Origin of the sequence: Streptomyces sp. 4F14, from assembly GCF_048159485.1 — a bacterium.
Classification (GTDB): domain Bacteria; phylum Actinomycetota; class Actinomycetes; order Streptomycetales; family Streptomycetaceae; genus Streptomyces.
On sequence record NZ_JBLRVY010000044.1, the window covers coordinates 40,540 to 66,012 of the forward strand.

Below are 25,473 nucleotides of genomic sequence, written 5' to 3' on the forward strand. Positions count from 1 at the left end.
CGCGACCGGTACCCGGCCTCCCCGCGGCCGGGCCTCCCGGGGCTCGTGGTACGCCGGTCGCGGCGCGGTGGGCACAACACGGCGTCCACCGAACGGCGTTCACCGCACGGCGTCCGTGGCGCGGCGTTCTTCTCGCGGACACCCGCGCGCCCTACGGTGCCGTGCATGCGCCTGAGAACCGTACTCGCCACCCTCACCGCCGGCCTGGCGGCGGCCACCACGCTCACCGCCGCGGGCCCGGCAGCGGCCGACTCGCCCGCGGACCACGCCTGTTCGCCCGCCGTGACCATCGACGGCTTCTCCGACTCCCTCGACAAGACGACGTACGACGGGACCTTCGTCGGCAACTTCTCCGCCCTCGCCCCCGATCCGGACGGCACCCTCGCGGCCCTCTCCGACCGGTCGGCCCTCTTCTCGCTCGACCGGCGAACTCTCCAGCCCCGCAAGGCCGTTCAGCTCGCGGACGAGAAGGGCGTGGCCCTCGACTCGGAAGGGCTCGTCGTCGACCGGGACGGCACCCGGCTGATCACTTCGGAGACCGAGCCGTCGGTACGCCGCTACGACCGGGACGGCCGCATCCTCGACCGGCTTCCCGTCCCCGCCGCGCTCCAGGTCGCGCCCGCCGGGCGGGCCGTGTCCAACGGCACGTTCGAGGGCCTGAGTTGGGCCGACGGGGGCCGTACGCTGCTGGCGTCCATGGAGTACGCGCTGACCGGCGACAGCGCCGGGACCGTCCGCTTCCAGACCTGGCGGCGGCACGGCAAGGGCTTCGTGCCCGGCGCGCAGTACGCCTACCGGGCGGACACCGGCCTCGGCGTCCCCGAGGTCCAGGCGCTGCCCGACGGCCGGCTCCTCGTCCTGGAGCGGGGGTTCACCGCGGGCGTCGGCAACACGGTCCGCCTCTACCTCGCCGACCCGCGCCGCGCGAGCGACACGCGCGACGTCGAGTACCTCACCGGGCAGCCCGAGGTGCGGACCGTACGCAAGACGCTCCTCGCCGACCTCGCCGACTGCCCGAGCCTCGGGGCCACCGCGAAACAGCCCCAGCCGAACCCGCTGCTCGACAACATCGAGGGCATGGCGGTCACCGGCCGGTCCGGCGGCCGGCTGCGCGTGACGCTGGTCAGCGACGACAACCAGAACGCCGTACAGACGACCCGGTTCTACTTCCTGCGGGTGCGGACGCGCTGACGGTCACGCACAGTCACGAATCGGCCGCGTTTGTTGCGGAGGGATGAAATCCGGTTCTGTCCGTGTTGGTGCCTTCCGGGTAGGCATCGGATTCCGCAGGAGGGCACCGCGTGGCAGCGCAACGGGGATGGGCACGACGACTGGCGGGGTACGCCTGGCGCTACCGGAAGGACACGCTCCTCGCCCTCGGCTCCTCCCTCGGAGGTATGGCCGTGATGGCGGTCGTCCCGCTGATCACGAAGGTGATCATCGACGACGTCATCGGCGACCGCTCCCGTTCGATGGCCCCCTGGGCGGGCGCCCTCATCGCCGCGGCTCTCGTGGTGTACGTGATGACGTACATCCGCAGGTACTACGGGGGCCGCCTCGCCCTCGACGTCCAGCACGACCTGCGCACCGAGATGTACGGGACGATCACCGGGCTCGACGGCCGCCGCCAGGACGAGCTGTCCACCGGGCAGGTCGTCGGCCGCGCCACCAGCGACCTCCAGCTCATCCAGGGCCTCCTGTTCATGCTGCCGATGACGATCGGCAACATCGCCCTGTTCGTGATCTCCCTGGTCGTCATGGCCTGGCTGTCGGTCCCGCTCACCCTCGTGGCTCTCGCGGTGGGCCCCGCGCTGATCTGGATAGCCAACCTCAGCCGCAACCGCCTCCACCCGGCGACCTGGTACGCGCAGGCCCAGGCCGCCGCCGTCGCCGGGGTCGTCGACGGGGCCGTGAGCGGCGTCCGCGTGGTCAAGGGCTTCGGCCAGGAGGACCAGGAGACCGGCAAGCTCCGCGAGGTCGGCCGCCGCCTGTTCGCCGGACGGCTGCGCACGATACGCCTCAACTCCCTCTACACGCCCGCCCTCCAGGCCGTCCCCGCGCTCGGCCAGGTCGCGATGCTCGCCCTCGGCGGCTGGCTCGCCGTACGCGGCAGCATCACCCTCGGCACGTTCGTCGCGTTCTCCACCTACCTCGCCCAACTCGTGGGCCCCGTCAAGATGCTGGCGCTGGTCCTCACCGTCGGCCAGCAGGCCCGCGCGGGCACCGAGCGCGTCCTCGAACTCATCGACACCGAGCCGACGATGCGCGAGGGCACCAAGGACCTGCCCGCCGACGCCCCGGCCACCGTCGAGTTCGACGACGTCTCCTTCGGCTACGACGACGACCGCCCCGTCCTGTCCGGCCTCAGCTTCGAGATCCGCCCCGGCGAGACCCTCGCCGTCGTCGGCGCCTCCGGCTCCGGCAAGTCCACCCTGTCGCTGCTGATGCCCCGGTTCTACGACGTCACCCACGGCGCCGTCCTGATCGGCGGCCACGACGTCCGCGAGCTGACGTACGCCTCCCTGCGTACCGCCATAGGACTAGTACCCGAGGACTCCTTCCTCTTCTCGGAGACCGTCCGCCACAACATCGCCTACGGCCGCCCCGACGCCACCGACGCCGAGGTCGAGGCCGCCGCCCGCGCCGCCCAGGCCCACCACTTCATCACCGAGCTACCCCTCGGGTACGACACGAAGGTCGGCGAACACGGCCTCACCCTCTCCGGCGGCCAGCGCCAGCGCGTCGCCCTCGCCCGCGCCATCCTCACCGACCCCCGCCTCCTCATCCTCGACGACGCCACCTCCGCCATCGACGCCCGCGTCGAGCACGAGATCCACGAGGCCCTCAAGGAGGTCATGCGGGGCCGTACGACGCTGCTCATCGCGCACCGCCGCTCGACCCTCAACCTCGCCGACCGCATCGCCGTCCTGGACGCCGGACGCCTCGCCGACGTCGGCACCCACGACGAGCTGGAGCGCCGGTCCCCGCTCTACCGGCGCCTGTTGACCGACCCCGACGGCCTCGGCGGCGTCAGCCCCGGCCACGCCCAGCCCCCGCAGCCCGCCGAGGACACGACCGTACGCGACGAACTCGACGCCGAGTTCGACGCCGAACGCGGCATCACCCCGAGGCTCTGGGCGGGGGAGCGCCCGACCGGCGACACGGCCCTGTCCGGCACCCCCTCCACCCCCGAACTCCTCGCCCAGGTCGAGGCGTTGCCCCCGGCGACCGACGCCCCCGGCATCGACGAGGCGCGCGCGGTCACCCCCGAGGAGTCGTACGGGCTACGGCGCTTGCTGCGCGGATTCCGTACGCCGCTGCTGATCAGCCTCGGCCTCGTCGCCGTCGACGCGGGCGTCGGCCTGCTGCTGCCCGTCCTCATCCGGCACGGCATCGACAGCGGCGTCACCGAGGCCGCCCTCGGCGCGGTCTGGGCGGCCTCCCTGCTCGCACTCCTCGCCGTGCTCGTGCAGTGGGCGGCTCAGATCGGCGAGACCCGGATGACCGGCCGGACCGGTGAACGCGTCCTCTACACGCTGCGCCTGAAGATCTTCGCCCAGCTCCAGCGGCTCGGACTCGACTACTACGAACGGGAGTTGACCGGCCGGATCATGACCCGGATGACCACGGACGTCGACGCGCTGTCGACGTTCCTGCAGACCGGACTGGTCACCGCGTTCGTCTCCGTCGTCACCTTCTTCGGGATCATGGTCGCGCTCGTCGTCATCGACGTACAGCTCGCCCTGGTCGTCTTCCTCACCCTTCCCCCTCTGGTCGTAGCGACGTACTACTTCCGGCGGGCGAGCGTGCGCGCCTACGAGCTGGCCCGCGAGCGGATCTCCACCGTCAACGCCGACCTCCAGGAGGCCGTGGCCGGCCTCAGGATCGTCCAGGCGTTCGGGCGCGAGCGCGACGGCGGCGTCCGGTTCGCGGCGGGCTCCACCGCCTACCGCGAGGCCCGGGTGCGCGGCCAGTGGCTCATCTCGGTCTACTTCCCGTTCGTGCAACTCCTGTCGTCCGCCGCCGCGGCGGCCGTCCTGATCGCGGGCGCGGGCCGGGTCGAGGCGGCGACCCTGACGACCGGCGCGCTCGTCGCCTACCTGCTCTACATCGACCTGTTCTTCGCCCCCGTCCAGCAGCTCTCCCAGGTCTTCGACGGCTACCAGCAGGCGTCCGTATCGCTGGGCCGCATACAGGAGTTGCTCCAGGAACCGACGTCCACGCGGTCCGCCGACGAACCCCTCGACGTGCTCTCCCTGCGCGGCGAGATCACCTTCGAGGACGTCCACTTCGCCTACACCGACGACGAAGAGGCCCTCGGCGGCGTGTCGTTGACGATCCCGGCCGGCCAGACCGTCGCCTTCGTCGGCGAGACCGGCGCCGGCAAGTCGACCCTCGTGAAGCTCGTCGCCCGGTTCTACGACCCCACCTCCGGGCGGGTCCTGGCCGACGGCGCCGACCTGCGCGACCTCGACCTCACGTCGTACCGCCATCACCTCGGAGTCGTCCCCCAGGAGTCGTACCTCTTCCAGGGGACGGTCCGGGACGCCATCGCGTACGGCCGGCCCGCCGCGACCGACGCCGAGGTCGAGGCGGCGGCGCGGGCCGTCGGGGCGCACGAGATGATCGCGACCCTGGAGAACGGCTACCTGCACGAGGTCGCCGAACGCGGCCGCAACCTCTCCGCCGGGCAACGGCAGTTGATCGCGCTGGCCCGCGCCGAACTCGTCGACCCCGACATCCTGCTCCTCGACGAGGCGACGGCGGCCCTCGACCTCGCGACCGAGGCGCAGGTCAACCAGGCCACCCAGCGGCTCGCGGGACGCCGTACCACCCTCGTCGTCGCCCACCGGCTGACCACCGCCGCACGCGCCGACCGGGTCGTCGTCATGGCCGACGGGCGGATCGCGGAGGACGGCACCCACGACGAGCTGCTCGCACGGGGCGGACGGTACGCCGTGTTGTGGCGGACGTTCGTGGGGGAGCCGGTGGACGCCGTGTCCTCGTGACGGTCGTGCAACCGTACGACACATGTCGTGCGTCCGTACATCTGTACGGGGCGGGCGACTCGCGGGTGGGGACCATGGAGAAACGCGGGACACGGCGGTGGCTGGCGCTGGTGACGGCAGCCTTGACGACATCCGGGGTGCTCGCTCTGGCGACCCCGGCGGTCGCCGAGACGGCGTCGAACAAGGCGCCGGTGCCGACGAGTTGCGCCGGGCGCGCGGTCCGCACCTTCGCCTTCACCACCGGCAAGGTCGTCGTCTACAAGCGGCCCGGCTACGTCTGCGCCGTCACCCTCGCCAAGCGTCCCGGCGCGAAGCAGGACATCTCCGTCACCGTCCAGGCGAGAGGCAACGCCCCGGTGGAGCGGGGCTGGTCGCACGCCCGGACCTCCCCGGCCGTCACGGTCCACGCGGGGCACCGGTGTGTGCGCGTGGAGGGGCATGTGGGGCGCGGGGAGGTCAAGTCGGGGTGGATCCTGTGCTGACGGGGCTCTGTCCCGACAGATTTTTCCTGACCGTCTGTCAGGTTAGGGGATTGTCCACGACGTTGCCCCGGTAGCTGTGGAAGCCGCTCGGCCCCTGGCCCTTGGTGGAGGCCACCTCGACCTGGAAGAACCGGATGTCGGCCTTCTGCTTCCAGGACAGATTCGGGAACAGGGTGTACTTGCCGCAGCGGCTCTTGCCGGCGATGCGCGGGGTGCCGAACTGCTGACGGCCGTCGGTGCCGGTGACGATGACACGGATCTGTCCTGCGACAAGTCCCTTGCCGCAGGGGAAGTTCACTGACATGGCGCCGTTCAGGGTCTTCTTGCCCCAGGTGAAAGTGCCGCTGCCGCAGGCGTACTTGCCGCAGGCGTCGCTGCGCCCCGTCGCGGCGGCGGCCGGGTCCGCCTGTACGAGGAGGCCGGTCAGGGCGGCGAGCCCGGCGACGGCCGTGGTGGCGACGCGGCGGGTGGTGGATGTGTGCATGGTGTCCCCCTGTGGGAGTAGTGCGGGACTACCTCGGCGGTAGTTCCGTGTCGGTGGCGGGCCGGGTGGACCCCCGTACCTTCCGGCCCGCCCCACCGAGATTGCTGGCCAACTTGGCCATGGGCCAGCGAAACCCGCCCCTCCGGGACATCGTGGGACGTCCCACCCGCTGACCTGCGCGGACGGGTACGGCGACGAGGTGCCGGTGGGATGCGGAGCCGCTGGGGAGCGCGGCCGAAAGGCGACCCGTGCTTCACCCCGGCCGGAACCCGCAGCCACGCGCGAGGGTGTACTACAGAGTCGAGGGCTCCCTGACGTGTGCGGGGTGAGACATGTCGCGTTGGCAGGAACTGCCGGACTCGCTGGACCAGAGGGTCCGGCAACTCGTCGTGCAGTTACGCCGGTTGAAGGACCGGTCCGGGCTGAGTCTGGTCTCGCTCGCCGCCAAGACCGGGTACAGCCGCTCGTCCTGGGAGCGCTACCTCAACGGCAAGGCGCTCCCGCCCCGGCAGGCGGTGGAGGAACTCGTCCGGGTCGCGGGGGTGGAGCCGACTCGGCTGCTTGTGCTGCACGAGGTCGCGGTGGATGCGTGGCAGAGCGGTGAACCCACTGGCTACGCCGGTCCCGAAGACCCCGCCGGTCCCGAAGACCCCGTCAGTCCCCAAGGCCCCGTCGGCCCCGAAGGCTCTGTCGGCATCCCCCGCCCCCACGCCCTCGTCGCCGTAGTGATCGCCGCCCTCCTCGGCATCGGCGCCGGCCTGCTGATCGCCGTCCCCTGGTACGGCGACAATGGCGGCAACGACAAGGGCGTGGCCCCCCTCGGCACCCGCGTGAGCCTCAGCCCCTCAACTCCCCAGGACGGACCGGGCCGTTACCTCTTCACCGTCGGCAAGACCTACCCCTGCGAGGTCCGCCCGCGTGCGGCCGTCGGCCTCGGCGCCGGGTACAGCACGACCCGTACCGCCGTCCTCGCCGGACCCGGATGGGACGTCGTCGAAGCCCAATGCCTGCTGCGCCACCTCAAGTTGGACCCCGGCCCGGTCGACGGCGTCTACGGGCAGCAGACCATCGCGGCCGTCGTACGCGCCCAGCGCGGCGCCGGGCTGCCGGCGGACGGCGTCGTCGGCCCGCACACCTGGCAGGTGCTGCGGGGATGACCGGTACGGCGCCGGAGTGCGCGGCCCTCGCCGAGGGACTGCGTGCCGTGCGTGCCCGAACGGGCCTCAGCCTGGCGGCACTTGCCGAGCGGACCCCGTACAGCAAGTCTTCCTGGGAGCGCTATCTCAACGGCAAGAAACCGGCACCCCGGCAGGCTGTCGAGGCGCTCTGCGCACTCGCCGGGGAACCGCCCGCGAGACTCCTCGCCCTGTGGGAGCTGGCGGACGCCGAGTGGAGCGGGCGGGCCCGCGCGAGCCGGCCCGCCGAACTCCCGCCCCCACCCGTGCCGTTGAAGCGCCGCCGCCCCCGCTATCTGCTCCCCGTCGGCGCGGCCGTCGCCGCCGTCGCGATTGCCGCGCTGTCCGTACGCGGGTCGGGGCCCGAGCACACGACGGCCGCCGCGCCCCTGCTCGACCCCACCTCCGGTTGCCAGGGCCGGAGTTGTGACGGGCGGGAGCCGGACACGATGTCCTGCGGACTGCCCGGCCGGGTCGACTCGCTCGGCCCTCAGCACCGGACGCGCACCGGGGCGAGCGTCGAGCTGCGGTACAGCGCGGTGTGCGAGGCCGCCTGGGGGCGGATCTGGCATGCGCGGGTGGGGGACGCGGTGGAGATCTCGGCGCCCGGGGCGGGGGTGCGGCGGGCTGTGGTCAGGGATGCCGCCGACACCGCTGTGTACCGGTTCACGGCGATGATCGGGGGGCCGGATCGGGAGGGGCTGCGGGTGTGCTTCGTGCCGGGGGAGGGGACCGGGGCGGGCGCGGGCGTGGGAGGGCGGGAGTGCTTCGGGGGGTGAGGGGAACGGCTCGGGAGTGAGGGCAACGTGGGTCGGGCGCCGGCGACTTGGCACCAGCAGCGACGCGCGCGAGCCAATGCCTACTCCCCGCTCGCAGCGCCGCGCGAGCCGCCCCTCACGCCCCCTCCTCCACCCGGCTGGCCAGCCTCTCGTACCGCTGCCGGGCCGCCTGCGGAGTCCCCAGTCCCAGCCCGAACGCGATCTCCTGCCAGGTCATCTCCCGCCCCCGCGCCATCTTCAGCAACCCGGCCTCCAGCTCGTCCAACTCGGCCCGCACCAGCGGCAGAAGCGTCAGCGCGGCGGTGATGTCGGCCTGATCGACGCCCTGTTCGCCCTCCTCCGGCAAGGCCGCCCCGCTGAGCAGGAACGACACCAGCCGCACCGCCTCGTGGGGCGCGAGGATCGCGGGGTTGGTCTGCCGGGCACGCTGCGCGTCCGTGGCGGCGTGCCGCTCGGCTATGCGGAAGAGGGAGGGATAGACGCGCTGGGCGCGGGCCTGTTCGGGGTCGGGAGCGGTGAAGGGATCCGAAGTCATGGACCCAGCATGGAAGTTGAACGGATGAGCGTCAACTCCTTATGTTGAACGAGTTGTTGTCATGAGGATGCGCGATGATGACGATCAACAGCCAACGACGGGGGAGCAGTACATGGACGTCACCGAGGAGGCGACCTACGACGAGGTCGTCGAGGCCCTCGCCACCGCGCCGGACGAGGAGCAACGGCGGCGCATGAGCGCGACGTTGAGCCGCTTCCGGAGCCTGGACCGCCACATCGCCTCACTGACCCACCCCTCCGCGCACGTCCGCGAGTCCGCCGCGATCGGCATCCAGTACCTCTGCTCGGTCGCGTACGGCCGTGAGCGTGACCCCGCCATCGACATCACCCCGGCGATCGACGCGTTGATCCCCCTCATGGCCGACCCGGACGGCGAGGTCTCCTGGCGTGCGGCGGTCGTCCTGTCGATGCTGGGCCCCGAAGTTCTGGAACCCCTGCGCCGCGTACGCCTGTACGGGCCGGGGGAGTTGAGGGCGGACGCGCTGTCGGTGCTGGCGACCGTCGGCGGCGAGGAGGCCCTGTCGGAGCAGGACCGCGCGGCCGTCGAGCGTCTCGTCCGCGTCAAACTCCCGGACGACCGCCCGATCCCCCTCGATGTCTGCTTCAACGCCTGGCTGGCCGTCCCCGGCGGCGACCGCGACGGCATCGCCGAGGCGCTGGGCCTGTGGAACGGACGCCCGGCGACCTTCGAACTCGGCCACCACGTCGTCTCCCACGACAGCCACGACGTCCCCGAGTACGGCAGGGTGTACGTCACCCCCGAGGTGGCCGGATGGACCCTGGTCCTCGGCCCCTGGGGCAACCCCGGCGACCCCGAGCGCGCCGACGAAGTGCGGCGTCTCGTCGAGGAGTTGAGCGCCCGCTACGGCCGGGCCGAGGCGCACTACGAGAGCGACGAGGGCGGCCCCTCGGGCTGGCTCGCGGCGGCCGGCGGGAAGGTCGTACGGCACTGCCTCCCCTCCTGGGAGGACGACGATGACGACCCCGACGACTGGCGTGACCCCTCGGTCACGCTCGACCCGGAGTGGGGCGTGAGCCCCCTCGACCTGCACGCCGACACCCCGGTGCGGGGCGAGGGCATGGTCGCCCTCACCCCGCACGCCCGCCACAACGACCCGCCGAGGACGGGGGCTTACGGCATCTGAGTCCCCTTATCCCCGCACCGCCCCCGCAGTCAGCCCCGACACGAAGTGCTTCTGCAACAGCACGTACACGACCACCACCGGCACCGAGGCGATCACAACTCCCGCGAACAGCAAGGGATACTGCGTCAGGAACTCTCCCTGGAAGTCCAACAGGGCCAGCGGCAGCGTCCGTTGCTCGTGGGAGCGGATGAACAGCAGGGGATACAGCAGGTCGTTCCAGTCCATCACGAACAGGAAGATCCCGGTCGTCGCGAGCGCCGGCCGGGTCAGGGGCAGCGCGATGGACGCGAACGACCGCAGCGGCCCGGCCCCGTCCAACTCGGCTGCCTCGTACAGCTCTTCGGGGATCGTCCGCAGGAACCCGCCGAGGATGAACACGGCCGTCGGCAGCGTCATCGTCGTGTCGACGAGGATCAGCCCGAGCAGGCTGTCGGTGAGCCCGAGCCGGTCGAACAGCACGTACTGCGGGACGATCGCCGCCTGCGCGGGCACCGCGAGCCCCGCCACGAGGACACCGAACACGATCCACCCGACCCGCCCCGGAACCCGCGCGCAGAAGAACGCGGCGAGGCTCGCGACGGCCAGCGTCAGCGTCACCGCGCCCGCCGTGACGATCACACTGTTGCCGAACGCGGCACCGAGCCCGCCCTCGTCCACCGCACGCCGGTAGTTGTCCAGCGTCGGCGAGGACGGCGGCGCCAGCGGCGAGTCGAAGAGCTGCGGCAGCGTCTTGAAGGTGCCGAACACCACGACCAGCAAAGGGAGTACGACGGTCGCCGCGCCCAGCGTCAGGACCAGGGGTCGCAGGGTCTTCGTCATCGCGTCGCCCTCCGGATCGCCCGCCGCTGGACCCAGGTGAGCAGCGCGATGAGCGCCATGAACAGCAGGGACTGGGCGGCGGCGTAGCCGAACTGGTTGTTGGAGAAGGTGGTGTAGACCCGCGTGGACAGCAAGTCCAGTGCAGGACCTGGGGGGTTGCCGCCGAGCCCGAGGACCAGGTCGAACGCCTTGAAGGACTGCACGGTCGTGTAGGCGACGACGATCCCGGTCGCCGGAGCCACCAACGGCCAGGTGACGTACCGGAATCGCGCCCAGCGCCCGGCGCCGTCCAGCTCGGCCGCCTCGTACAGCTCCCGTGGGATCGCCTGGAGTCCGGCGATGAAGACGACCATCATCTGACCGGCGTGGAACCACACCTGCGTGAGCGCCAGCCAGTACACGGCCGTGTCCGGGTTCCCCAGGTACACCGACTGGAGACCGTCCAACCCCACCGCGCGCAGGCCAGAGTTGAGCAGTCCGCCGTCCGGGTCGTACACGAACCGCCACACGAAGGCGACGGCCACCGAGGACAGGACGGTCGGCAGGAAGAAGAGCGCGCGCAGGAGCGTGGAGGCGCGGGTCGTCCGCACCAGGTAGAGCGCGAGCAGCAGTGCCAGCGCCGTCTGGGCGAGGACGACCACCACCATCAGCTTCAGGTTGTTCTCGGCCGCGTTCCTGAACACGTCGTCGCCGGTGGCGAGTTGACGGAAGTTGTCCAGTCCGACGCTGTGGTAGGTGGCGCTGTAGCCGTCCCAGTCCGTCAGCGCGTACTGGACCGCCTGCACGGTCGGGTACGCGAAGAAGAACAGGTAGAGCGCCAGCGCGGGCACCGGAAAGAGCCAAAGGGTCCGCGCCGTACGGCGGTTACGCGCGCTTCTGGTCGATGACACGCTGGGCCTCCTCGGCCGCCTGCGCCGGCTTCCTGCCCCCGACGACGGCCACCGCGGCGTTCTCCACGGCCGAGCGGATGTCGAGGTCCAGGAACTGGAAACGCGGCGCGAGCAGCGTCTTGCGGGTCAGCCACGGCGACACGGACTTGAGGTCGGCGTTGGTGTACGCGACGTCCTTCACGGTGACGTGCTGCCCGGTGCCGTTCGCGTAGACGGCCGCGTTCGCCGGATCGCTGAGGAACTCCAGGAACGCGTACGCCGCCGGCTGCGCCTTGGACGCGCTGTTCACGCCGAGGATGAACGTCGCGTTGAACACGCCCTCGTACTTGGCCTGTTGAGCGGTCGTGGTGATCGGCGCGACCAGGTCGAACGGGAACTTCGCGCCCAGTGCCCGCACCCCGGCCATCTGGAAGGAGCCGGTCGCGAGCAGCCCCGCCTTCCCCGAGGCGAAGAGCTGCGTCACCGCGTCGGTCGTCGACCCGGTCGCCCGCGCCTGGAAGTAGGGCGCCAACTGGGCGTACTGCTCAAGGGTCTTGAGGAACCAGTCGTCGGTCACCTTGTACGCGCCCGACTCGATCTTCGTGAACATGTCGTCGCTCGGCGCGTTGTTCATGACCATCGTGTTGAGCAACTGCCCCGCGTTCGCGGTGTCCCCGCCCGGCCAGGCGATCGGCGTGTACCCCTTCGTCTTGAGGTCGTCGAGGAGTTGCAGGAAGCCGTTCCAGTCCTTCGGGGCGCTGGTGTGCCCCGCCTTGTCGAGGGCGTCGGTGTTGGCGAGCGGCATGTTGAACACCAACTGGTAGGGCAGCCCGTACTGTTGGCCCCCTTGCGCACCCGGAGTGATCAGGCTCGCCTGGTACTTGCCGGCCACGTCCGTGCCGGTCAGCGGCGCGTACACGCCCGCCTTCACGATCTGCTGGAACTGCGCGCCCCGGAACGCGGTGAACAGGTCACCCGTCTTCGAGCCCTGGATCCGGCGCAGCGCGGTCGACTGGTAGTCGGCGGACGGGGAGATGTCCTGCTCGACGTTCGCGTCCGGGTACTTCTTCACGAACGCCTTCACCAGCTCGGCTATCACCGCCTTGTCCTCCGCCCGCCAGTGCGCGAAGGACACGGTCCCCTTCACCGCGCCCGAAGTGGCGAGCGCGGAGGGGGAGTTGCTGCTCGCCGAGGAGGAGTTGCCACCGCCCGGACCGGCGCAGGCGGCGAGGCCGAGACCCAGACCGGAGGCGGCGAGGAGGCGGAGGGCGGCTCGTCTGTCGAGCGTGGGGGACATGGCGGGGTTCTCTCTTCCAGTGAAGGTGAAGTCGGTTCAGGCAGCGGCGAGTTGTCCGGAGAGCAGCGGCCGGACGCACTCGCCGAAGCGGATTGCCTCCTCCAGGTGCGGCTGCCCGGAGAGGATGAAGTGCTCGATCCCGAGCGCGGCGAACTCCTCGATGCGCTCGGCGACCTGCTCATGGCTGCCGACCAGCGCGGTGCCCGCGCCGGGCCGGACCAGACCGAACCCGGCCCAGAGGTTGGGGTGGATCTCCAGCCGGTCCGTACGCCCCCCGCTCAGCGCGGCCATCGCCCGCTGACCGGCCGACTCCGAGGACGTGAACCGCTCGTGCGCGGCCTTGATCGCGGCGGGGTCGAGGCTGTCGAGGATCCGGTCGGCCTCCGCCCACGCCTCGGCGGCGGTGTCCCGGCTGATCACGTGCAGCCGGATGCCGTACGACAGCTCACGCCCCTCGGCCTCGGCCAACTCCCGCACCCGGCCGATCTTCTGCGCGACGGCGGCCGGGGGCTCGCCCCAAGTCAGGTACGTGTCCGCGTACTTGGCGGCCACCGGAAGCGCCGCCCGCGAGGAGCCGCCGAAGAACACCGGGGGCGCCTCGGCCGGCTTGCGCAGCCGCCCGCCCACCACCCGGTAGTGCGCGCCCTCGTGGTCGTACGCCTCGCCCGACCACGCCGTACGCAGCAGGCCGAGGAACTCGGCGGTACGGCCGTAGCGCTCGTCGTGGGAGAGGAAGTCGCCGTAGGCGCGCTGCTCGTCGGCGTCGGAGCCGGTGACGACGTTGAGCAACAGGCGCCCGCCGGACAGGCGTTGGTAGGTCGCCGTCATCTGCGCGGCGAGCGGCGGGGCGATCACGCCGGGGCGGAACGCGACCAGGAACTTCAGCCGGGTGGTCTGCGGGATCAGCGCGGCCGTGGTGAGCCAGGAGTCCTCGCAGTCGCTGCCGGTCGGGGTCAGCACGGCCTCGAAACCGGCCGACTCGGCGGCGCGGGCGACCTGCGCGAGGTAGTCCAGGGTGGGGGGACGGGTGGTCGTACGGGACTGGAGCGAGTCACGCGCGGTCACGCCGACGACGTCACGGTCGTCGCCCGTGGTGGGCAGGAACCAGTGCAGGCGCACGGTCATGGGGACTCCAGGAGGAGGGTGGTCACCAAGGTGGATGCAACGTTGAATCAACGCCCGGCGAACATGGCTCGGAAGCGTACGAAGCGCGAGAAAGAGGGGAAAACGAGAAGAAGTGAACGCCGGACGCGGCGGGCGGGGTCAGCTACACAGCGCGGTGGCGACCCGGAGCAGGTCGACGTGCGCGCGCTTCACAAGCTCGACACCGGTGGATTCCATGGGCCGGGACTATACACACCGGCGGTGAAAGAGACGACGGCCGACCGGAATGTGGTCCGGCCGGCCGTCGGGGGTAGCTCTCAGGTAGCGGGGGTACTACGCGACCCCGCAGGTACTACCCGGGTACATCGCAGGTACTACGGACGCAGCGTCGGCTCCCGCTCGACATCCCGCACGTCCAGCTTCGCGTCGAACCTCGCCAGCGGCTTCGCGGCCTCCACGGCACTGGCCGGGACGCCCGCCCACTCCAGGATGCGAGCCGTGGCGAACGCCTTCTCCCCGGGGATCAGTCCGGCGACGTTCGCCCCGTGGTTCAGCCCCGGCGCGGTCAGCACGTACGAGTCCTTCGCCCCCTTGCCGACCCGGAACCGCTCCGCGCCCCAGGGGTCGTTCTGCCCGTACACGAAGAGCATGCGGTGGGCGTTGTGCCGCACCCAGTTGTCGACGTCGGCCATCGCGTACCGGTCGAAGCGCGGGATGCGGATGCTGTCCGGCACGAAGTTCGACGGCGGCTGGTACCCGTACCGGATGTACTTCCGCTCGATGTGCGGGAAGCGGATCGTCGGCGCACCCAGCTGCGAGGCGGCCTGGAAGTAGTACGGGGTGTACGTGTCGAGGCCCTGGTCCGTGTAGAAGGAGAACCCGGAGATCGAGTCGACCGAGTCCCAGATCTCGTCGTCCGTCGCGTTCTTCGCGTCCGCCGGGATCGTGTCGCAGGTGCTGAGCAGGCTGTACTGCCAGAAACCCCAGACGTAGTCGAGGACGACCGCCTCGTACGCCTTGTCGAGGCTGCCGACCGTGTCGAAGGTGTACCCGTTGTCGGCCGCGTACGCCGCGTACCGCTTCTCCAGCGGCTCCCGGCGCACCAGCGCCTCGCGCTGCACCCCGTTCAGCCGGTCGCGGCACTCCTTGGTGCCGACCGTCGCGAAGAACCGGTCGTAGGCCGAATCCTCGTCGTTCACCACGTCGTTGGGCGCCACGTACGCGACGACGCCGTCCATGTCCCGCGGGTAGAACCGCTCGTAGTACGTGGCGGTCATCCCGCCCTTCGAACCACCCGTCGACAGCCACTTCTTGGAGTAGACGGGCTTCAACGCCTCGAAGATACGGTGCTGGTCACTGGCGGCCTGCCAGATGGTCAGCTTCGACCAGTCGGCCGGATCGGCGGGTCGTGACGGCGTGAAGTACCGGTATTCCATGGAGACTTGGTTGCCGTCCACGATCTGGGTGGGCTCGCGGCGGCCCGGCGTCGTGGAGACGTTGTACCCGCTCGTGTAGAAGACGGTCGGCCGGCTCTCGTCCTTGTGCAGCACCGTGATGCGCTGCTCGAACGTCCCGGCGGAAGGGCGGCGGTGGTCGACCGGCTGCGTGTAGTTCAGCACGAAGAAGCGGTAACCGGGGTACGGCTTCTCCTGCACCAGGCTCATGCCCGGGATCGCGAGCAGCCGGTCCTTGATGTCGGTGGCCTCCGGTCCGGCGGCTGTTGCCACCGTCGCCGTGCCCAGCGTGCTTATCAGCACCGTGAGCGCGAGCAGCCATCTGAGCGCCTTGCGCATGCGCGTGCACCCTCCCTGCATACCTGTGGAGTTGATGTGTGCGCCGGAAGCTATCGGAGCAACGCCCCTGGCACCAGAGGGCCTAGAACACGCGACACGCGAACTCCACCGAGGAACAGGCGAGATGAGACCTGTACGACCGCCCCCTCACCCGCTCTCGCGCACCACCAGCCGGTGCCCCGCGACCAGCACCGGCGCCCGGTCCGCCCCCGCTATCCCGGTCAGTAGCGACGTCACCGCCAGCCGCGCCAGCCCGGACTTGTCCGGGGCGACGGTCGTCAGCGGGGGAGCGGTGTACCGGGCCGCCTCGACGTCGTCGAAGCCGATCACCGCCAGCTCCTCGGGCACCCGCACTCCCCCCTCCCGCGCCGCGTGCAACGCCCCCTCCGCGAGCGCGTCCGCGAAACAGAACACGGCGTCCGGCGCCCCGGGCAGCGCGAGCAGGGTGCGCAGCGCGGCGGCGCCCGACGCCCGGTCGTACGCGGGGACGGGCGGCGCGAGCGCCTCGTCGTACGGGACGTCGTACGCGCGCAGCGCCTCCCGGTACCCCTGGAGCCGGGTCGCCGAGGTCGCCGCGTGCGGGACGGTCTGCCGGCCGATCACCGCGATCCGGCGCCGCCCGCGCGCCAGCAGCCGGCCGGCCGCCTCCCGGGCCGCCGCCGTGTTGTCGATGGTGACGTGCGGATGCGGCAGGTCGTGCAGCCGCTCGCCCAGCAGCACAAGAGGCTTGCTGCGTACGGCCGTTGCCGCCGCCGCGTCGTCCAGCGCCAGCGGGCTCAGGATGACGCCGTCCACCATCGGGTCGGTCCGCCCGAGGGCGATCTCCAGCTCCGCCCGAGGGGAACCGCCGGTCGCCTCGACGAGCAGCGTGCAGCCGTGCGCCGCCGCCTCCCGCAGGACGTGCCCGGCGAGTTCGGCGAAGTACGGCATCGACAGATCGGGCACCGCCAGCAGGAGCACCCCGCTGCGGCCGGTGCGCAGCCGCCGGGCGGCGGTGTTCGGCCGGTACCCCAACTCCTCGACGGCGAGGGCGACTTTGACCCGCGTCGCCTCCGAGAAACGGCCCGTCCCCCGGACCACGTTCGACACGGTCCGCATCGACACCCCGGCCCGCTCGGCCACCTCCCTGAGCCCGATCCCCGCGCGCATCGGCCCACCCTACGGCCTCGCCCCCGGCGAACCGCCGGACTGTCATCAGGAGTTCACGACAGGAGGGGCCGCCATCGGCGCTTTGGAGGGGGGCACGCCGATGACGGCACGCTGCCGGCCTCGGTACGGCGGAGAGGGTGGGTCGGCGATCACGGCCAGCCGCGAGGCCGACACCGCACCGTGGAGACTCGTCCGGCAGTCTGGGGTTCGACGCGGCCGGCGCGCGAACGGTTCCCGTCGAGGATGGCTCACTCCGCAGACCGACGCCCGGACCCCCTACCGCCGGGGGACCCCGGTACCGCCTGAAACCCCCGTACCAGCGGACTACCCCAGAGGTACCCCCTACCCCCGAGCCACCTCACCGCGCCGTCACCCTCGGCCAGTGCTCCCGCAGCGTCCGCACCGTCTCCGCGATAGCGGGCCGCCGCGCCGCCCCCGTCCGCCACAAGGCGTACAACCTGCGTACGGGTACCGGCTCCAACGCCACCTCGACCACCCCCGGCGGCAGCGGCCCCCGCCCCAGCCGGGGGATCAGCGCCACCCCCAGCCCCGCCGCGACCAGCGCCACCAGCGTCGGGTTCTCGTCGGCCTGGTGGACCACGTCGGGCTCGTGCCCCGCCGAGCGCAGGGTACGCAGGAGCCAGTCGTGGCAGACCCGCCCCGGCGGCTGGCAGATCCACCGCTCATTCCCCAGCTCCTCACGCGTCACCGCCGTACGCCCCGCGAAGGGGTGGCTCTCAGGTACGAGGAGATCGCACAGGTCGTCCCCGAAGTGCGCCTGCTCCAGGCCCGCCGGAGCGGGCAGCGGGGCGATGTCCCAGTCGTGCGCGATGACGAGATCGACCGCGCCCTTCGCCGCCAGGTCCACCGACAGGTGCGGGTCGACCTCCGTCAGCCGGGCGTCGAGCGCGGGGTGCCGGCGGGCCAGGTCCGCGAGGACGGACGGCATCAGCCCCCGGGCCGCCGAGGCGAACGCGGCGATCGTCAGGCGCCCGGCGGGCAGCCCCCGCCGCTCTTCGAGCCCCGTCTCCGCACGCTCCACGATCGCCAGCAACTCCTGTGCGGTATCCGCGAGTTGCCACGCCTCGTCGGTCAGCCGCACGCCCCTGCCCTCGCGTTCGAGCAGGACTGTCCTCGTCTCCCGCTCCAGCTTGGCGATCTGCTGCGACACCGCCGACGAGGTGTACCCCAGCGCGGCGGCGGCAGCGCCGACCGTGCCGTGGACGGAGACCGCGTGCAGGGCGCGCAGACGCTGGAGGTCGAGCATGGCCGGGCTCCCAAAGGTTAGCGTTGCTTCATCCTGTCGTGCAGTAATCATCGCTGGTGCTACATGGTCTGTACAGTCGATCCTCGACGCATGCGACCAGCACACCTCGCCCTCGCCGTCCTCGTCACCGCGATCTGGGGCGTCAACTTCACGGTCATCGAGATCGGCCTCGACCACTTCCCGCCGCTGCTCTTCTCCGCCCTGCGCTTCCTCGTCGCCGCGCTGCCCGCCGTCTTCTTCGTCGGGCGGCCCAAGGTCGCGTGGAAGTGGATCGTCGGCGTCGGACTCTCCCTCGGCGTCGCGAAGTTCGGGTTCGTCTTCGTCGGGATGGACGCCGGGATGCCCGCCGGCCTCTCCTCGCTCGTCCTCCAGATCCAGGCCGTGTTCACGGCGCTGATCGCGTTCGCGGTGCTGGGTGAACGGCCCACGCGCGTACGGGTGCTGGGCATGGCCGTCGCCTTCTCGGGGATCGGGGTCGCCGCCGTCGACGAGGGAACTTCCGGGCCGCTGGGGGCCTTTGCCCTCGTCATCGCCGGTGCCGCCTGCTGGGGCGTCTCCAACGTCCTGACCCGCAAGGCCGCCCCGCCCGACGCCCTCAACTTCATGGTGTGGGTCAGCACCGTGCCCGTACTCCCGCTGCTCGCCCTGTCGTTGCTCACCGAAGGCCCCCGGCGCGACCTCGACGCCCTGCGCTCCCTCGACCTCGCCGGCGTCGGCACGGTCCTCTTCGTCGCCTGGATCTCCACCGTCCTCGGCTTCGGCGCCTGGGGCTGGCTCCTGCGCCGCCACCCCGCCTCCACCGTCGCCCCCTTCTCCCTCCTCGTCCCCGTCTTCGGCATGTCCTCCGCGGCCCTGTTCCTCGGCGAACCGGTGAGCCCTCTGCGCTGGTGCGCGGCGGCGCTGCTGGTGGGCGGCGTGGCCCTGACATCCCTGACGCCGGGGAGGAAGGGGGCGGAAACGACCGCACAGACGCCGGGGGCATCGGTCGCGGAAGCGGTCATACCGTCCCGCTCAGGTATGACACCGTCCGAGCCCGCCCCCGCACCCACCGACCTGACGAACCCCCCGTTCCATCCCCTGGACGCCTCCGCCCCCACCACCCCCGCCGCGAGATCATGAGGGGCATGCCCCTCGTCGACATCCCCGGTTCCAAGTCCCTCACCGCCCGCGCCCTCTTCCTGGCAGCCGCGGCGGACGGTGTCACGACCCTCGTACGCCCCCTCCGCTCGGACGACACGGAGGGCTTCGCCGAGGGGCTGGCGAACCTCGGCTACCGGGTCGGCCGGGCGCCGGACGCCTGGCAGGTGGACGGCCGCCCGCAGGGCCCGGCGAGCACGGACGCCGACGTCTACTGCCGGGACGGCGCGACGACCGCCCGCTTCCTGCCGACCCTCGTCGCCGCGGGCCACGGCACGTTCCGCTTCGACGCCTCGCCCCAGATGCGCCGCCGCCCCCTCCTCCCCCTCACCCGCGCCCTGCGCGACCTCGGCGTGGACCTCTACCACGAGGGCGAGGAGGGCCACCACCCCCTGACGGTCCACGCGGCCGGGGTCGAGGGCGGGGAGGTCGTCCTCGACGCCGGACAGTCCTCCCAGTACCTCACCGCGCTGCTCCTCCTCGGGCCCCTCACCCGCACGGGCCTGCGCATCCGCGTCACCGACCTGGTCTCGGTGCCGTACGTGGAGATCACGATCGCGATGATGCGGGCGTTCGGCGTGGAGGTGACGCAGGAGGTGAACGACGGTACGGGCAAGGCCGGTTCACCCGCACCCGGCGTCGAGGGCGAGCGCGTCTACACCGTCCCGCCCGGCGGCTACCGAGCCACGACGTACCCCATCGAACCCGACGCCTCCACCGCCAGCTACTTCTTCGCCGCGGCCGCCCTCACCGGCGGCGAGGTCACCGTCCCCGGCCTCGGACAGGGCGCGCTCCAGGGCGACTTGGGCTTCGTGGACGTCCTGCGCAGGATGGGCGCGTACGTCGAGACCGGCGCCGACCGCACGACGGTCAGGGGAACCGGCACCCTGAACGGCGTCACGGTCAACATGCGGGACATCTCCGACACGATGCCCACCCTCGCCGCCATCGCCCCCTTCGCCACCGGCCCCGTCCGCATCGAGGACGTCGCCAACACCCGCGTCAAGGAGTGCGACCGCCTCGACGCCTGCGCGGAGAACCTGCGCCGCCTCGGCATCGACGTCACGACGGGCCCCGACTGGATCGAGATCCACCCCGGCACCCCGCACCCCGCCGAGATCAAGACGTACGGCGACCACCGCATCGTCATGTCCTTCGCGGTCACCTCCCTGCGCACGGAGGGTATTTCGTTCGACGACCCCGGCTGCGTCCGCAAGACTTTCCCCGGTTTCCACGAAGCCTTCGCGCAGTTGAGGAAGGACATCACCGGGTGAGATTCGAGGCGGGCGGACAGCCGCTCCCACAGGGCGACTTCGTACGTCTGGAACCCCTGCACCGGCGCCGCGCGGCCGAGTTGGCGCAGGCGGCGGAGGAGGACCGGGGGACGTACGCGTACACCTGGGTCCCGAGACCGGCCGACCTCACCGCCTACCTGGACCTCCAACTCACGCGCGCCGCCGAGGGATTGATCTCCCCGTACGCCCAGATCTCCGCGTCCACCGGCCGCGCGGTCGGCGTCACGGCCTACTGCGAACCCCGCGCCTGGCGCGACCCCGGCCGACTGGACGCGGTCGAGGTCGGCCACACTTGGCTCGCCGCGTCCGCCCAGGGCACCGGCATCAACGCGGAGGCCAAACTCCTCCTGTTCCGGCACGCGTTCGAGGTCTGGCGAGTCTCCCGCGTCGACCTCAAGACCGACGCCCGCAACACCCGCTCCCGCGCGGCCATCACCGCCGTAGGCGCCACCCTGGAGGGCGTCCTGCGCAACTGGTCCACCTCCAAGTACCCGGGCGAGGAGGGCGAGTTGAGGGACTCGGCGATCTTCTCGATCACAGCGGAGGACTGGCCGGGGTGCAGGACCCGCCTGGAGAAGCGGCTCGCCCGCTACGCGCCTACTCCTTCGGCGTGACCAACCGCCGTATCTCTACTGGCAGTTGCCCCCCCATCCCCTTCACCGACGGACACGGCGACACGGCTTGCCACGGCTCTCACAGCGGGACCTCTCCTCCACCAGGACGACTCGTCACGACCGGGACGCCCGAGCTCCGGGGAACGTTCACCCCGTTCACGCCCGCCTCGTCCCGGTCACCGGTCCCACCAGGGAAGACACACTGGACCCGCCGGAACCCCGCTGGAGATCATCACCCCATGACCTCCTCCTTCCTGATCCTCCACGGCTGGCAGAACCACCGCCCCGAGGGCCACTGGCAGCACTGGCTGGCCGCAAGCCTCACCGACCTCGGCCACGACGTCGCGTACCCCCAGCTGCCCGACGCGGACACGCCCGAACTCGACGCGTGGCTGGCGGAGTTCGAACGCCACCTGACCGCGCCGGCGCCCTCGGGCACACCGGCCTCCGGCCGGCCCCGCCGCCACATCGTCATCGCCCACAGCCTCGCCACCGTCGCCTGGCTGCACGCCGTAGCCCGCGGCCTCCCCGGCCTCGACACCGTGGACCGCACCCTCCTCGTCTCCCCGGTCACGACGGCCACCGACTACCCGGAGATCGCCGGCTTCGCTCTGCCCCCGCTCCCCGGCCTCACCCTGCCCTCGCCGACGCGGATCGTCGCGGGGGCCGGCGACCCGTACTGCCCCGAGGGCGCCCAGGCGGCGTACGGCGACCCCCTCGGCGTCACCGCCGAAGTCCTCCCGGACGCGGGCCACTTGACCCCGGACGACGGGTACGGTCCCTGGCCGTCGGTGCTGGCGTGGTGCCTGGACGGCGAGACGAGGCTGACGGCGAGGTGAGGCCGGGGGAGGTCAGGCGAGGGGAGTGTGGGCCGTACGGCGTTTCGGGTTTCCGGGACGGCTTCCGAGTGCCGCGACGGCCGCGAGCCCCGCACTCACCCACACCGCATCCCGATAATCCCCGCTCGCCTCGCTGACACCTCCCGCCATCAACGGCCCCACCACCGCCCCCAAGTTGAGCGCGATGGTGGCGAACGCCCCTGCCAGAACCGGCGCTTCACCGCTCCCGACGTACAACACCCGCCCCACCAGGGCCGATCCGACCCCGAACGACAGCCCGCCCAGTACCAGCGCCCCGCCGAAGAGCACCCCGCCCCACTCCCCGGTCACCGCGAACACCCCCCAGGCCACCGGCAGAACGAGCACCCCCACCCGCAGCCAATGGTCCCCCAGCCGCCCGGCGCCGGTCACCCCGAAGAACGCCCCCACCCCGAACACGGCGAGCAGCACCGGCACCACACCCCCGGGCAGCCCGGCAACCTCCGTGGCGATGACGGCGAGATACGAGAACCCGGCGAAGGTGGCGCCATTGACAGCGGCCCCCATGAACAGCGCCCGCCGCAGCGACCCCCGCCCCAGCGACCGGAGTTCGGCACGGACCCCGAACACCCCGCCCTCACCGGCACCTTGACCCCGCTCCCCGCCGAACGCCCCGCCCCCACCGGCACCCTGACCCCGCTCCCCGCCCGCCGTCCGGAGAACCCACGCCAACGCCGGCAGACACAACCCCGCCACACCCCAGAACGCGGCCCGCCACCCGAACCACTCCCCGAGCAGCGCCCCCGCGGGCACCCCCACCGCGCACGACAGGGTCACCCCCGCGAGCAGCACGGACGTGGCCCGCCCGGCCAGTTCGGACGCGACGAGCGAGGACGCGGTGGACAACGCCACTGCCAGGAAACCGGCGTTGACGACGGCCGCCACCACCCGCGTGCCGAACAGCACGGCGAAGTCAGAGGTGACCGCCCCCACGACGTGCGCGACGACGAACACCCCGAGGAACCCGCCGAGCGCGGCCCGCCGCGGCAACCGCGCCCCGACGACGGCCATCACCGGCGCCCCCACCACCATCCCGACCGCGTACGCGGACGTCAGGCTCGCGGCGGCGCCGACGGACACGGACAACTCGCGTGCGATACCGGGGATCAGCCCCGACAGCATGAACTCAGAGGTGCCTTGCGCGAAAACGGCAAGGCCGAGGACGTACAGAAAGACAGGCAAGGGAAGCCGCTCCAGCGAGAGAGGAGAGAACTGCGGGGACACCGATCACGGATCCCACGCGCTGGAACGACGCCGACACACCCAGGTACGAGCGCCGCGGAAAGACAGGCTCAGTTACCGGTCACTGCCAGCCGCGCGACATCCGCGGCCGCTCTCTGTCCGACTCGGGGCTCGACATACCCGGCACGCTACAAGCCCACCCCACCCCTGATCAACCGCCTTCGCCCCGACCAGCCACCCTGCCCCCATCAACCGCCCAACACCCGCCGCACCGCCTCCACCACCGGCACCCCCACCTCTCCCACCACCACGGCCACCCCCAGAACCGCGGTCAACGCCCGCCGCAGCGCCCCGGGTTCGACCCCCGCCCCGTCCCCGACGATCCGCAGCGACTCGTCGATGGTCTGCCGGTCGGCGGGCGCCACCTGATCCCGCAGCGCGCGCACGGCGAGCAGCATGTCCCGGAATTCGGCGCGCGGATCCCCGGCGGACCGATACGTGTTCTGGATCTTCCCCACGTTCCCCGAACCGCCGTGCATGTTCACGACGTCACCCTGATGGAAATGGAGCCCCTCTTCGCTGTTCAATTCCCCTGCTTCCCCACGTTGTTGCGCCCGCCGACCATATTGATCTTGTCCCCGATGTGGTAGTTCTCGACCTGTATCTGGAATTCCGCCTCGGGATTGTCGATCGCGTCCATGATCTGGAAGACGAGCCGCGAGACGATCGCCTTGTCGGTGCTGACGAGCGCGGTGTACGGCGTCCCGGCGGTCTCGATGACGAGCGCGTGGTAGACGGGCCTGACCAGGATGGACACGAGCCGGAAGACGAGGACGGACCCGATCGCGATGTCGACGAGGAGGACGAGCTCCGAGACGGCCGAGGCGGCCGCGACGATCACACCGGAGACGACGACCAGTGCGAGCGCGCAGGCGAGGAACTGCCCCAGCGAGACCATCCGCCGCGGCACGATCCGAACGGTCGTCGCCCGCGCGATGTTGTGCAGCGGATAAGCCTCCGCACCCACCCACAGGATCCGCCGGCTGACCCGGACATTGATGACTTCACGCTTGGCCATGACGGATTCCCCCGAACCGGCGCCCAAGGACGCACCCCCGACAAGGAATGAGCATCCTCGCGCGGCGCCGACGTGGCAAGCGAAATGCGAAAACTGAAAGGCCCGCTGATTTATTCGATTACCGAACCGGTAATGCCTTAACTCCGCGAGCCCCCGGAGGAATCGCGCGGCACCCCGGAAGACCCCCGCACCATCAACTCCCCCCGGATCACGGCGATCCCCCCGTGCGGCGGCTCCTCGCGCCCCATCGCGATCCGCCCGGCCCGAGCCCCCGCCTCCGCCAGCGGCAGCCGCACGGTCGTCAGCGACGGCACCGCGTCGATGCTGAACGGCAGATCGTCGAACCCGGCGACGGAGACGTCGTCGGGAATCCGCCGCCCGGAGTCCCGCAGCGCCGCGCACGCGCCGAGCGCCACGGAGTCGTTCGCCGCGACGACGGCGGTCAACGACGGGTCGCGGCGCAGGAGTTCGAGCGTCGCCTCGTACCCGGCCCGCCGGTCGTAGGGCCCGTGGACGGTCCACCCGCCCAACTCCTCGATCCCCGCGGCCTCCAGAGCCGCCCGGTGTCCTTCGAGCCGGTGCCGGGTGGTCGTGCGTTCCTCGGGCCCGGCGATGTAGCCGAGGCGCCGGTGCCCGAGCCCGATGAGGTGCTCGGTCAACTGCTGTCCCCCGCCCCGGTTGTCGAAGGTGAGGGCAATCGCGCCGGTGTCCTGGGCCGGCGGCCGCCCGCACAGCACGATGCGCGTCCCGGCCCCCTCCAGCCTGCGCAACTTCGAGGCGACGGCGGCCGCGTGGGGTTCGTTCTCCATCGCGCCGCCGGTGAGGATGACGGCCGCCGCGCGCTGCCGCTGAAGCAACGTCAGGTAGGTGAGCTCCCGTTCGGGATCGCCCCCGGTGTTGCAGACGACGGCGAGCCGCTCGCCGCCCGCCCGCCCGCCGGTGCCGCCGATCTCGGACTGCACGGCGCCGGCCATGATCCCGAAGAAGGGGTCGGCGATGTCGTTGACGAGGATCCCGACCAGGTCGGAGGTGGCGGCGGCGAGCGCGCTCGCGGGACCGTTGAGGACGTAGTCCAGCTCGTCGACCGCGCGCAGGACCCGTTCCCGGGTCGACGCCGCCACGGGGTAGTTCCCGTTCAGTACGCGCGACACCGTCGCGGGGGAGACCTGTGCGCGGGCCGCCACGTCCGCCAGGGTCACCGTCATCTCGTCGTCCTCCGGTCGCGCGTCTGTCGTACGTCGTCGTACGTCCCTGAACTGTGCAGGATCAGACCCTATGGCCGAAGCCTCACACCGTTCGCCCCCTCGAACAATCCGAACATCTCGAACTGGACACGGTCTTGTCCGGACCACCGGTCAGAGG

General features: G+C 71.5%; 24 protein-coding genes. 10 read left to right on the top strand and 14 right to left on the bottom strand.

The genetic code is table 11. From position 1 onward, the window contains the following. The first annotated feature begins 165 nt into the window (after positions 1 to 165). The 3 genes from ACLZOT_RS45950 (at position 166) to ACLZOT_RS45960 (ending at position 5,491) form a co-directional block, all read left to right on the top strand. Entirely contained in the window at positions 166 to 1,191 is a 1,026-nt protein-coding gene (locus ACLZOT_RS45950) for an esterase-like activity of phytase family protein (protein WP_416975234.1), read from the top strand. 110 nt (positions 1,192 to 1,301) lie between these two features. Continuing rightward, on the top strand, positions 1,302 to 5,009 hold the full coding sequence (locus ACLZOT_RS45955; RefSeq protein WP_416975235.1) for an ABC transporter ATP-binding protein: 3,708 nt from the start codon (positions 1,302 to 1,304) through the stop codon (positions 5,007 to 5,009). A gap of 74 nt (positions 5,010 to 5,083) precedes the next feature. After that, entirely contained in the window at positions 5,084 to 5,491 is a 408-nt protein-coding gene (locus ACLZOT_RS45960; protein ID WP_416975236.1) for a hypothetical protein, read from the top strand. Positions 5,492 to 5,528: 37 nt separating this feature from the next. Here the strand turns inward: ACLZOT_RS45960 and ACLZOT_RS45965 are convergent, their stop codons facing one another. Beyond that, complete coding sequence (locus tag ACLZOT_RS45965; protein ID WP_416975237.1) at positions 5,529 to 5,975, bottom strand: hypothetical protein; 447 nt, start codon at positions 5,973 to 5,975, stop codon at positions 5,529 to 5,531. Positions 5,976 to 6,307: 332 nt separating this feature from the next. Between ACLZOT_RS45965 and ACLZOT_RS45970 the strand changes: the two genes are divergently transcribed. Both ACLZOT_RS45970 and ACLZOT_RS45975 read left to right on the top strand, forming a co-directional pair. Then, positions 6,308 to 7,132 carry a peptidoglycan-binding protein gene (locus tag ACLZOT_RS45970; protein ID WP_416975238.1) on the top strand — a complete coding sequence of 275 codons (825 nt, stop codon included), beginning with the start codon at positions 6,308 to 6,310 and terminating at the stop codon, positions 7,130 to 7,132. Further along, positions 7,129 to 7,929: a helix-turn-helix domain-containing protein gene (locus tag ACLZOT_RS45975; RefSeq protein ID WP_416975239.1), complete on the top strand. Its 801-nt coding sequence runs from the start codon at positions 7,129 to 7,131 to the stop codon at positions 7,927 to 7,929. The genes ACLZOT_RS45970 and ACLZOT_RS45975 overlap by 4 nt, the downstream gene beginning before the upstream one ends. Before the next feature lie 115 nt (positions 7,930 to 8,044). Here the strand turns inward: ACLZOT_RS45975 and ACLZOT_RS45980 are convergent, their stop codons facing one another. Then, positions 8,045 to 8,464, bottom strand: a complete 420-nt coding sequence (locus ACLZOT_RS45980; RefSeq protein WP_416975240.1) for a DNA-binding protein — start codon at positions 8,462 to 8,464, stop codon at positions 8,045 to 8,047. 112 nt (positions 8,465 to 8,576) lie between these two features. On the opposite strand from ACLZOT_RS45980, the gene ACLZOT_RS45985 reads away from it, so the two are divergent. Next, complete coding sequence (locus ACLZOT_RS45985) at positions 8,577 to 9,629, top strand: HEAT repeat domain-containing protein (protein WP_416975241.1); 1,053 nt, start codon at positions 8,577 to 8,579, stop codon at positions 9,627 to 9,629. Between the two features lie 6 nt (positions 9,630 to 9,635). Here the strand turns inward: ACLZOT_RS45985 and ACLZOT_RS45990 are convergent, their stop codons facing one another. The 8 genes from ACLZOT_RS45990 to ACLZOT_RS46025 all read right to left on the bottom strand — a co-directional run bounded on the left by ACLZOT_RS45990 (position 9,636) and on the right by ACLZOT_RS46025 (position 17,927). Then, positions 9,636 to 10,448 (bottom strand): carbohydrate ABC transporter permease, encoded by an 813-nt coding sequence (locus ACLZOT_RS45990; RefSeq protein ID WP_416975242.1) that lies wholly within the window; start codon positions 10,446 to 10,448, stop codon positions 9,636 to 9,638. Next, a complete protein-coding gene (locus ACLZOT_RS45995) occupies positions 10,445 to 11,338 on the bottom strand; it encodes a carbohydrate ABC transporter permease (protein ID WP_416975243.1) in 894 nt (297 codons plus the stop codon). The genes ACLZOT_RS45990 and ACLZOT_RS45995 overlap by 4 nt, the downstream gene beginning before the upstream one ends. Beyond that, positions 11,313 to 12,614, bottom strand: coding sequence for an ABC transporter substrate-binding protein (locus ACLZOT_RS46000; RefSeq protein WP_416975244.1), 1,302 nt, complete (start codon positions 12,612 to 12,614; stop codon positions 11,313 to 11,315). Before ACLZOT_RS46000 ends, ACLZOT_RS45995 begins: the two co-directional genes overlap by 26 nt. A 36-nt stretch (positions 12,615 to 12,650) precedes the next feature. Beyond that, entirely contained in the window at positions 12,651 to 13,739 is a 1,089-nt protein-coding gene (locus tag ACLZOT_RS46005; protein ID WP_416975245.1) for an LLM class flavin-dependent oxidoreductase, read from the bottom strand. Between the two features lie 138 nt (positions 13,740 to 13,877). Then, the gene (locus ACLZOT_RS46010) at positions 13,878 to 13,955 is read right to left on the bottom strand and encodes a putative leader peptide (protein WP_368451344.1); all 78 of its coding nucleotides are present in this window, start codon (positions 13,953 to 13,955) and stop codon (positions 13,878 to 13,880) included. 137 nt (positions 13,956 to 14,092) lie between these two features. Continuing rightward, complete coding sequence (locus tag ACLZOT_RS46015; protein WP_416975246.1) at positions 14,093 to 15,511, bottom strand: S28 family serine protease; 1,419 nt, start codon at positions 15,509 to 15,511, stop codon at positions 14,093 to 14,095. A gap of 147 nt (positions 15,512 to 15,658) precedes the next feature. Continuing rightward, entirely contained in the window at positions 15,659 to 16,660 is a 1,002-nt protein-coding gene (locus ACLZOT_RS46020; RefSeq protein ID WP_416975247.1) for a LacI family DNA-binding transcriptional regulator, read from the bottom strand. A gap of 358 nt (positions 16,661 to 17,018) precedes the next feature. Then, positions 17,019 to 17,927: a LysR family transcriptional regulator gene (locus ACLZOT_RS46025; protein WP_416975248.1), complete on the bottom strand. Its 909-nt coding sequence runs from the start codon at positions 17,925 to 17,927 to the stop codon at positions 17,019 to 17,021. 90 nt (positions 17,928 to 18,017) lie between these two features. On the opposite strand from ACLZOT_RS46025, the gene ACLZOT_RS46030 reads away from it, so the two are divergent. The 4 genes from ACLZOT_RS46030 (at position 18,018) to ACLZOT_RS46045 (ending at position 21,812) form a co-directional block, all read left to right on the top strand. Next, complete coding sequence (locus ACLZOT_RS46030; protein WP_416975249.1) at positions 18,018 to 19,046, top strand: EamA family transporter; 1,029 nt, start codon at positions 18,018 to 18,020, stop codon at positions 19,044 to 19,046. Between the two features lie 5 nt (positions 19,047 to 19,051). After that, positions 19,052 to 20,338 carry a 3-phosphoshikimate 1-carboxyvinyltransferase gene (gene aroA / locus ACLZOT_RS46035; RefSeq protein ID WP_416975250.1) on the top strand — a complete coding sequence of 429 codons (1,287 nt, stop codon included), beginning with the start codon at positions 19,052 to 19,054 and terminating at the stop codon, positions 20,336 to 20,338. Next, entirely contained in the window at positions 20,335 to 20,973 is a 639-nt protein-coding gene (locus tag ACLZOT_RS46040) for a GNAT family N-acetyltransferase (RefSeq protein ID WP_416975251.1), read from the top strand. Before aroA ends, ACLZOT_RS46040 begins: the two co-directional genes overlap by 4 nt. A gap of 239 nt (positions 20,974 to 21,212) precedes the next feature. Continuing rightward, positions 21,213 to 21,812, top strand: coding sequence for an RBBP9/YdeN family alpha/beta hydrolase (locus tag ACLZOT_RS46045; protein ID WP_416975252.1), 600 nt, complete (start codon positions 21,213 to 21,215; stop codon positions 21,810 to 21,812). A gap of 12 nt (positions 21,813 to 21,824) precedes the next feature. Here the strand turns inward: ACLZOT_RS46045 and ACLZOT_RS46050 are convergent, their stop codons facing one another. The 4 genes from ACLZOT_RS46050 to ACLZOT_RS46065 all read right to left on the bottom strand — a co-directional run bounded on the left by ACLZOT_RS46050 (position 21,825) and on the right by ACLZOT_RS46065 (position 25,316). Further along, on the bottom strand, positions 21,825 to 23,033 hold the full coding sequence (locus ACLZOT_RS46050; RefSeq protein WP_416975253.1) for a Cmx/CmrA family chloramphenicol efflux MFS transporter: 1,209 nt from the start codon (positions 23,031 to 23,033) through the stop codon (positions 21,825 to 21,827). 248 nt (positions 23,034 to 23,281) lie between these two features. Continuing rightward, on the bottom strand, positions 23,282 to 23,578 hold the full coding sequence (locus ACLZOT_RS46055) for a hypothetical protein (RefSeq protein ID WP_416975254.1): 297 nt from the start codon (positions 23,576 to 23,578) through the stop codon (positions 23,282 to 23,284). Between the two features lie 38 nt (positions 23,579 to 23,616). After that, positions 23,617 to 24,111, bottom strand: coding sequence for a DUF6232 family protein (locus ACLZOT_RS46060; protein WP_416975255.1), 495 nt, complete (start codon positions 24,109 to 24,111; stop codon positions 23,617 to 23,619). A 137-nt stretch (positions 24,112 to 24,248) separates the two neighbouring features. After that, a complete protein-coding gene (locus ACLZOT_RS46065) occupies positions 24,249 to 25,316 on the bottom strand; it encodes a LacI family DNA-binding transcriptional regulator (protein WP_416975256.1) in 1,068 nt (355 codons plus the stop codon). Positions 25,317 to 25,473: the final 157 nt, after the last annotated feature.

Excerpts from the sequence above, each read along its gene's own strand:
- ACLZOT_RS45950 (WP_416975234.1), top strand. The coding sequence starts at position 166 with ATGCGCCTGAGAACCGTACTCGCCACCCTCACCGCCGGCCTGGCGGCG.
- ACLZOT_RS45960 (WP_416975236.1), top strand. The coding sequence starts at position 5,084 with ATGGAGAAACGCGGGACACGGCGGTGGCTGGCGCTGGTGACGGCAGCC.
- ACLZOT_RS45965 (WP_416975237.1), bottom strand. The coding sequence starts at position 5,975 with ATGCACACATCCACCACCCGCCGCGTCGCCACCACGGCCGTCGCCGGG.
- ACLZOT_RS45970 (WP_416975238.1), top strand. The coding sequence starts at position 6,308 with ATGTCGCGTTGGCAGGAACTGCCGGACTCGCTGGACCAGAGGGTCCGG.
- ACLZOT_RS45975 (WP_416975239.1), top strand. The coding sequence starts at position 7,129 with ATGACCGGTACGGCGCCGGAGTGCGCGGCCCTCGCCGAGGGACTGCGT.
- ACLZOT_RS45980 (WP_416975240.1), bottom strand. The coding sequence starts at position 8,464 with ATGACTTCGGATCCCTTCACCGCTCCCGACCCCGAACAGGCCCGCGCC.
- ACLZOT_RS45985 (WP_416975241.1), top strand. The coding sequence starts at position 8,577 with ATGGACGTCACCGAGGAGGCGACCTACGACGAGGTCGTCGAGGCCCTC.
- ACLZOT_RS45990 (WP_416975242.1), bottom strand. The coding sequence starts at position 10,448 with ATGACGAAGACCCTGCGACCCCTGGTCCTGACGCTGGGCGCGGCGACC.
- ACLZOT_RS46000 (WP_416975244.1), bottom strand. The coding sequence starts at position 12,614 with ATGTCCCCCACGCTCGACAGACGAGCCGCCCTCCGCCTCCTCGCCGCC.
- ACLZOT_RS46005 (WP_416975245.1), bottom strand. The coding sequence starts at position 13,739 with ATGACCGTGCGCCTGCACTGGTTCCTGCCCACCACGGGCGACGACCGT.
- ACLZOT_RS46010 (WP_368451344.1), bottom strand. The coding sequence starts at position 13,955 with ATGGAATCCACCGGTGTCGAGCTTGTGAAGCGCGCGCACGTCGACCTG.
- ACLZOT_RS46015 (WP_416975246.1), bottom strand. The coding sequence starts at position 15,511 with ATGCGCAAGGCGCTCAGATGGCTGCTCGCGCTCACGGTGCTGATAAGC.
- ACLZOT_RS46020 (WP_416975247.1), bottom strand. The coding sequence starts at position 16,660 with ATGCGCGCGGGGATCGGGCTCAGGGAGGTGGCCGAGCGGGCCGGGGTG.
- ACLZOT_RS46025 (WP_416975248.1), bottom strand. The coding sequence starts at position 17,927 with ATGCTCGACCTCCAGCGTCTGCGCGCCCTGCACGCGGTCTCCGTCCAC.
- ACLZOT_RS46030 (WP_416975249.1), top strand. The coding sequence starts at position 18,018 with ATGCGACCAGCACACCTCGCCCTCGCCGTCCTCGTCACCGCGATCTGG.
- aroA (WP_416975250.1), top strand. The coding sequence starts at position 19,052 with ATGCCCCTCGTCGACATCCCCGGTTCCAAGTCCCTCACCGCCCGCGCC.
- ACLZOT_RS46045 (WP_416975252.1), top strand. The coding sequence starts at position 21,213 with ATGACCTCCTCCTTCCTGATCCTCCACGGCTGGCAGAACCACCGCCCC.
- ACLZOT_RS46060 (WP_416975255.1), bottom strand. The coding sequence starts at position 24,111 with ATGGCCAAGCGTGAAGTCATCAATGTCCGGGTCAGCCGGCGGATCCTG.
- ACLZOT_RS46065 (WP_416975256.1), bottom strand. The coding sequence starts at position 25,316 with ATGACGGTGACCCTGGCGGACGTGGCGGCCCGCGCACAGGTCTCCCCC.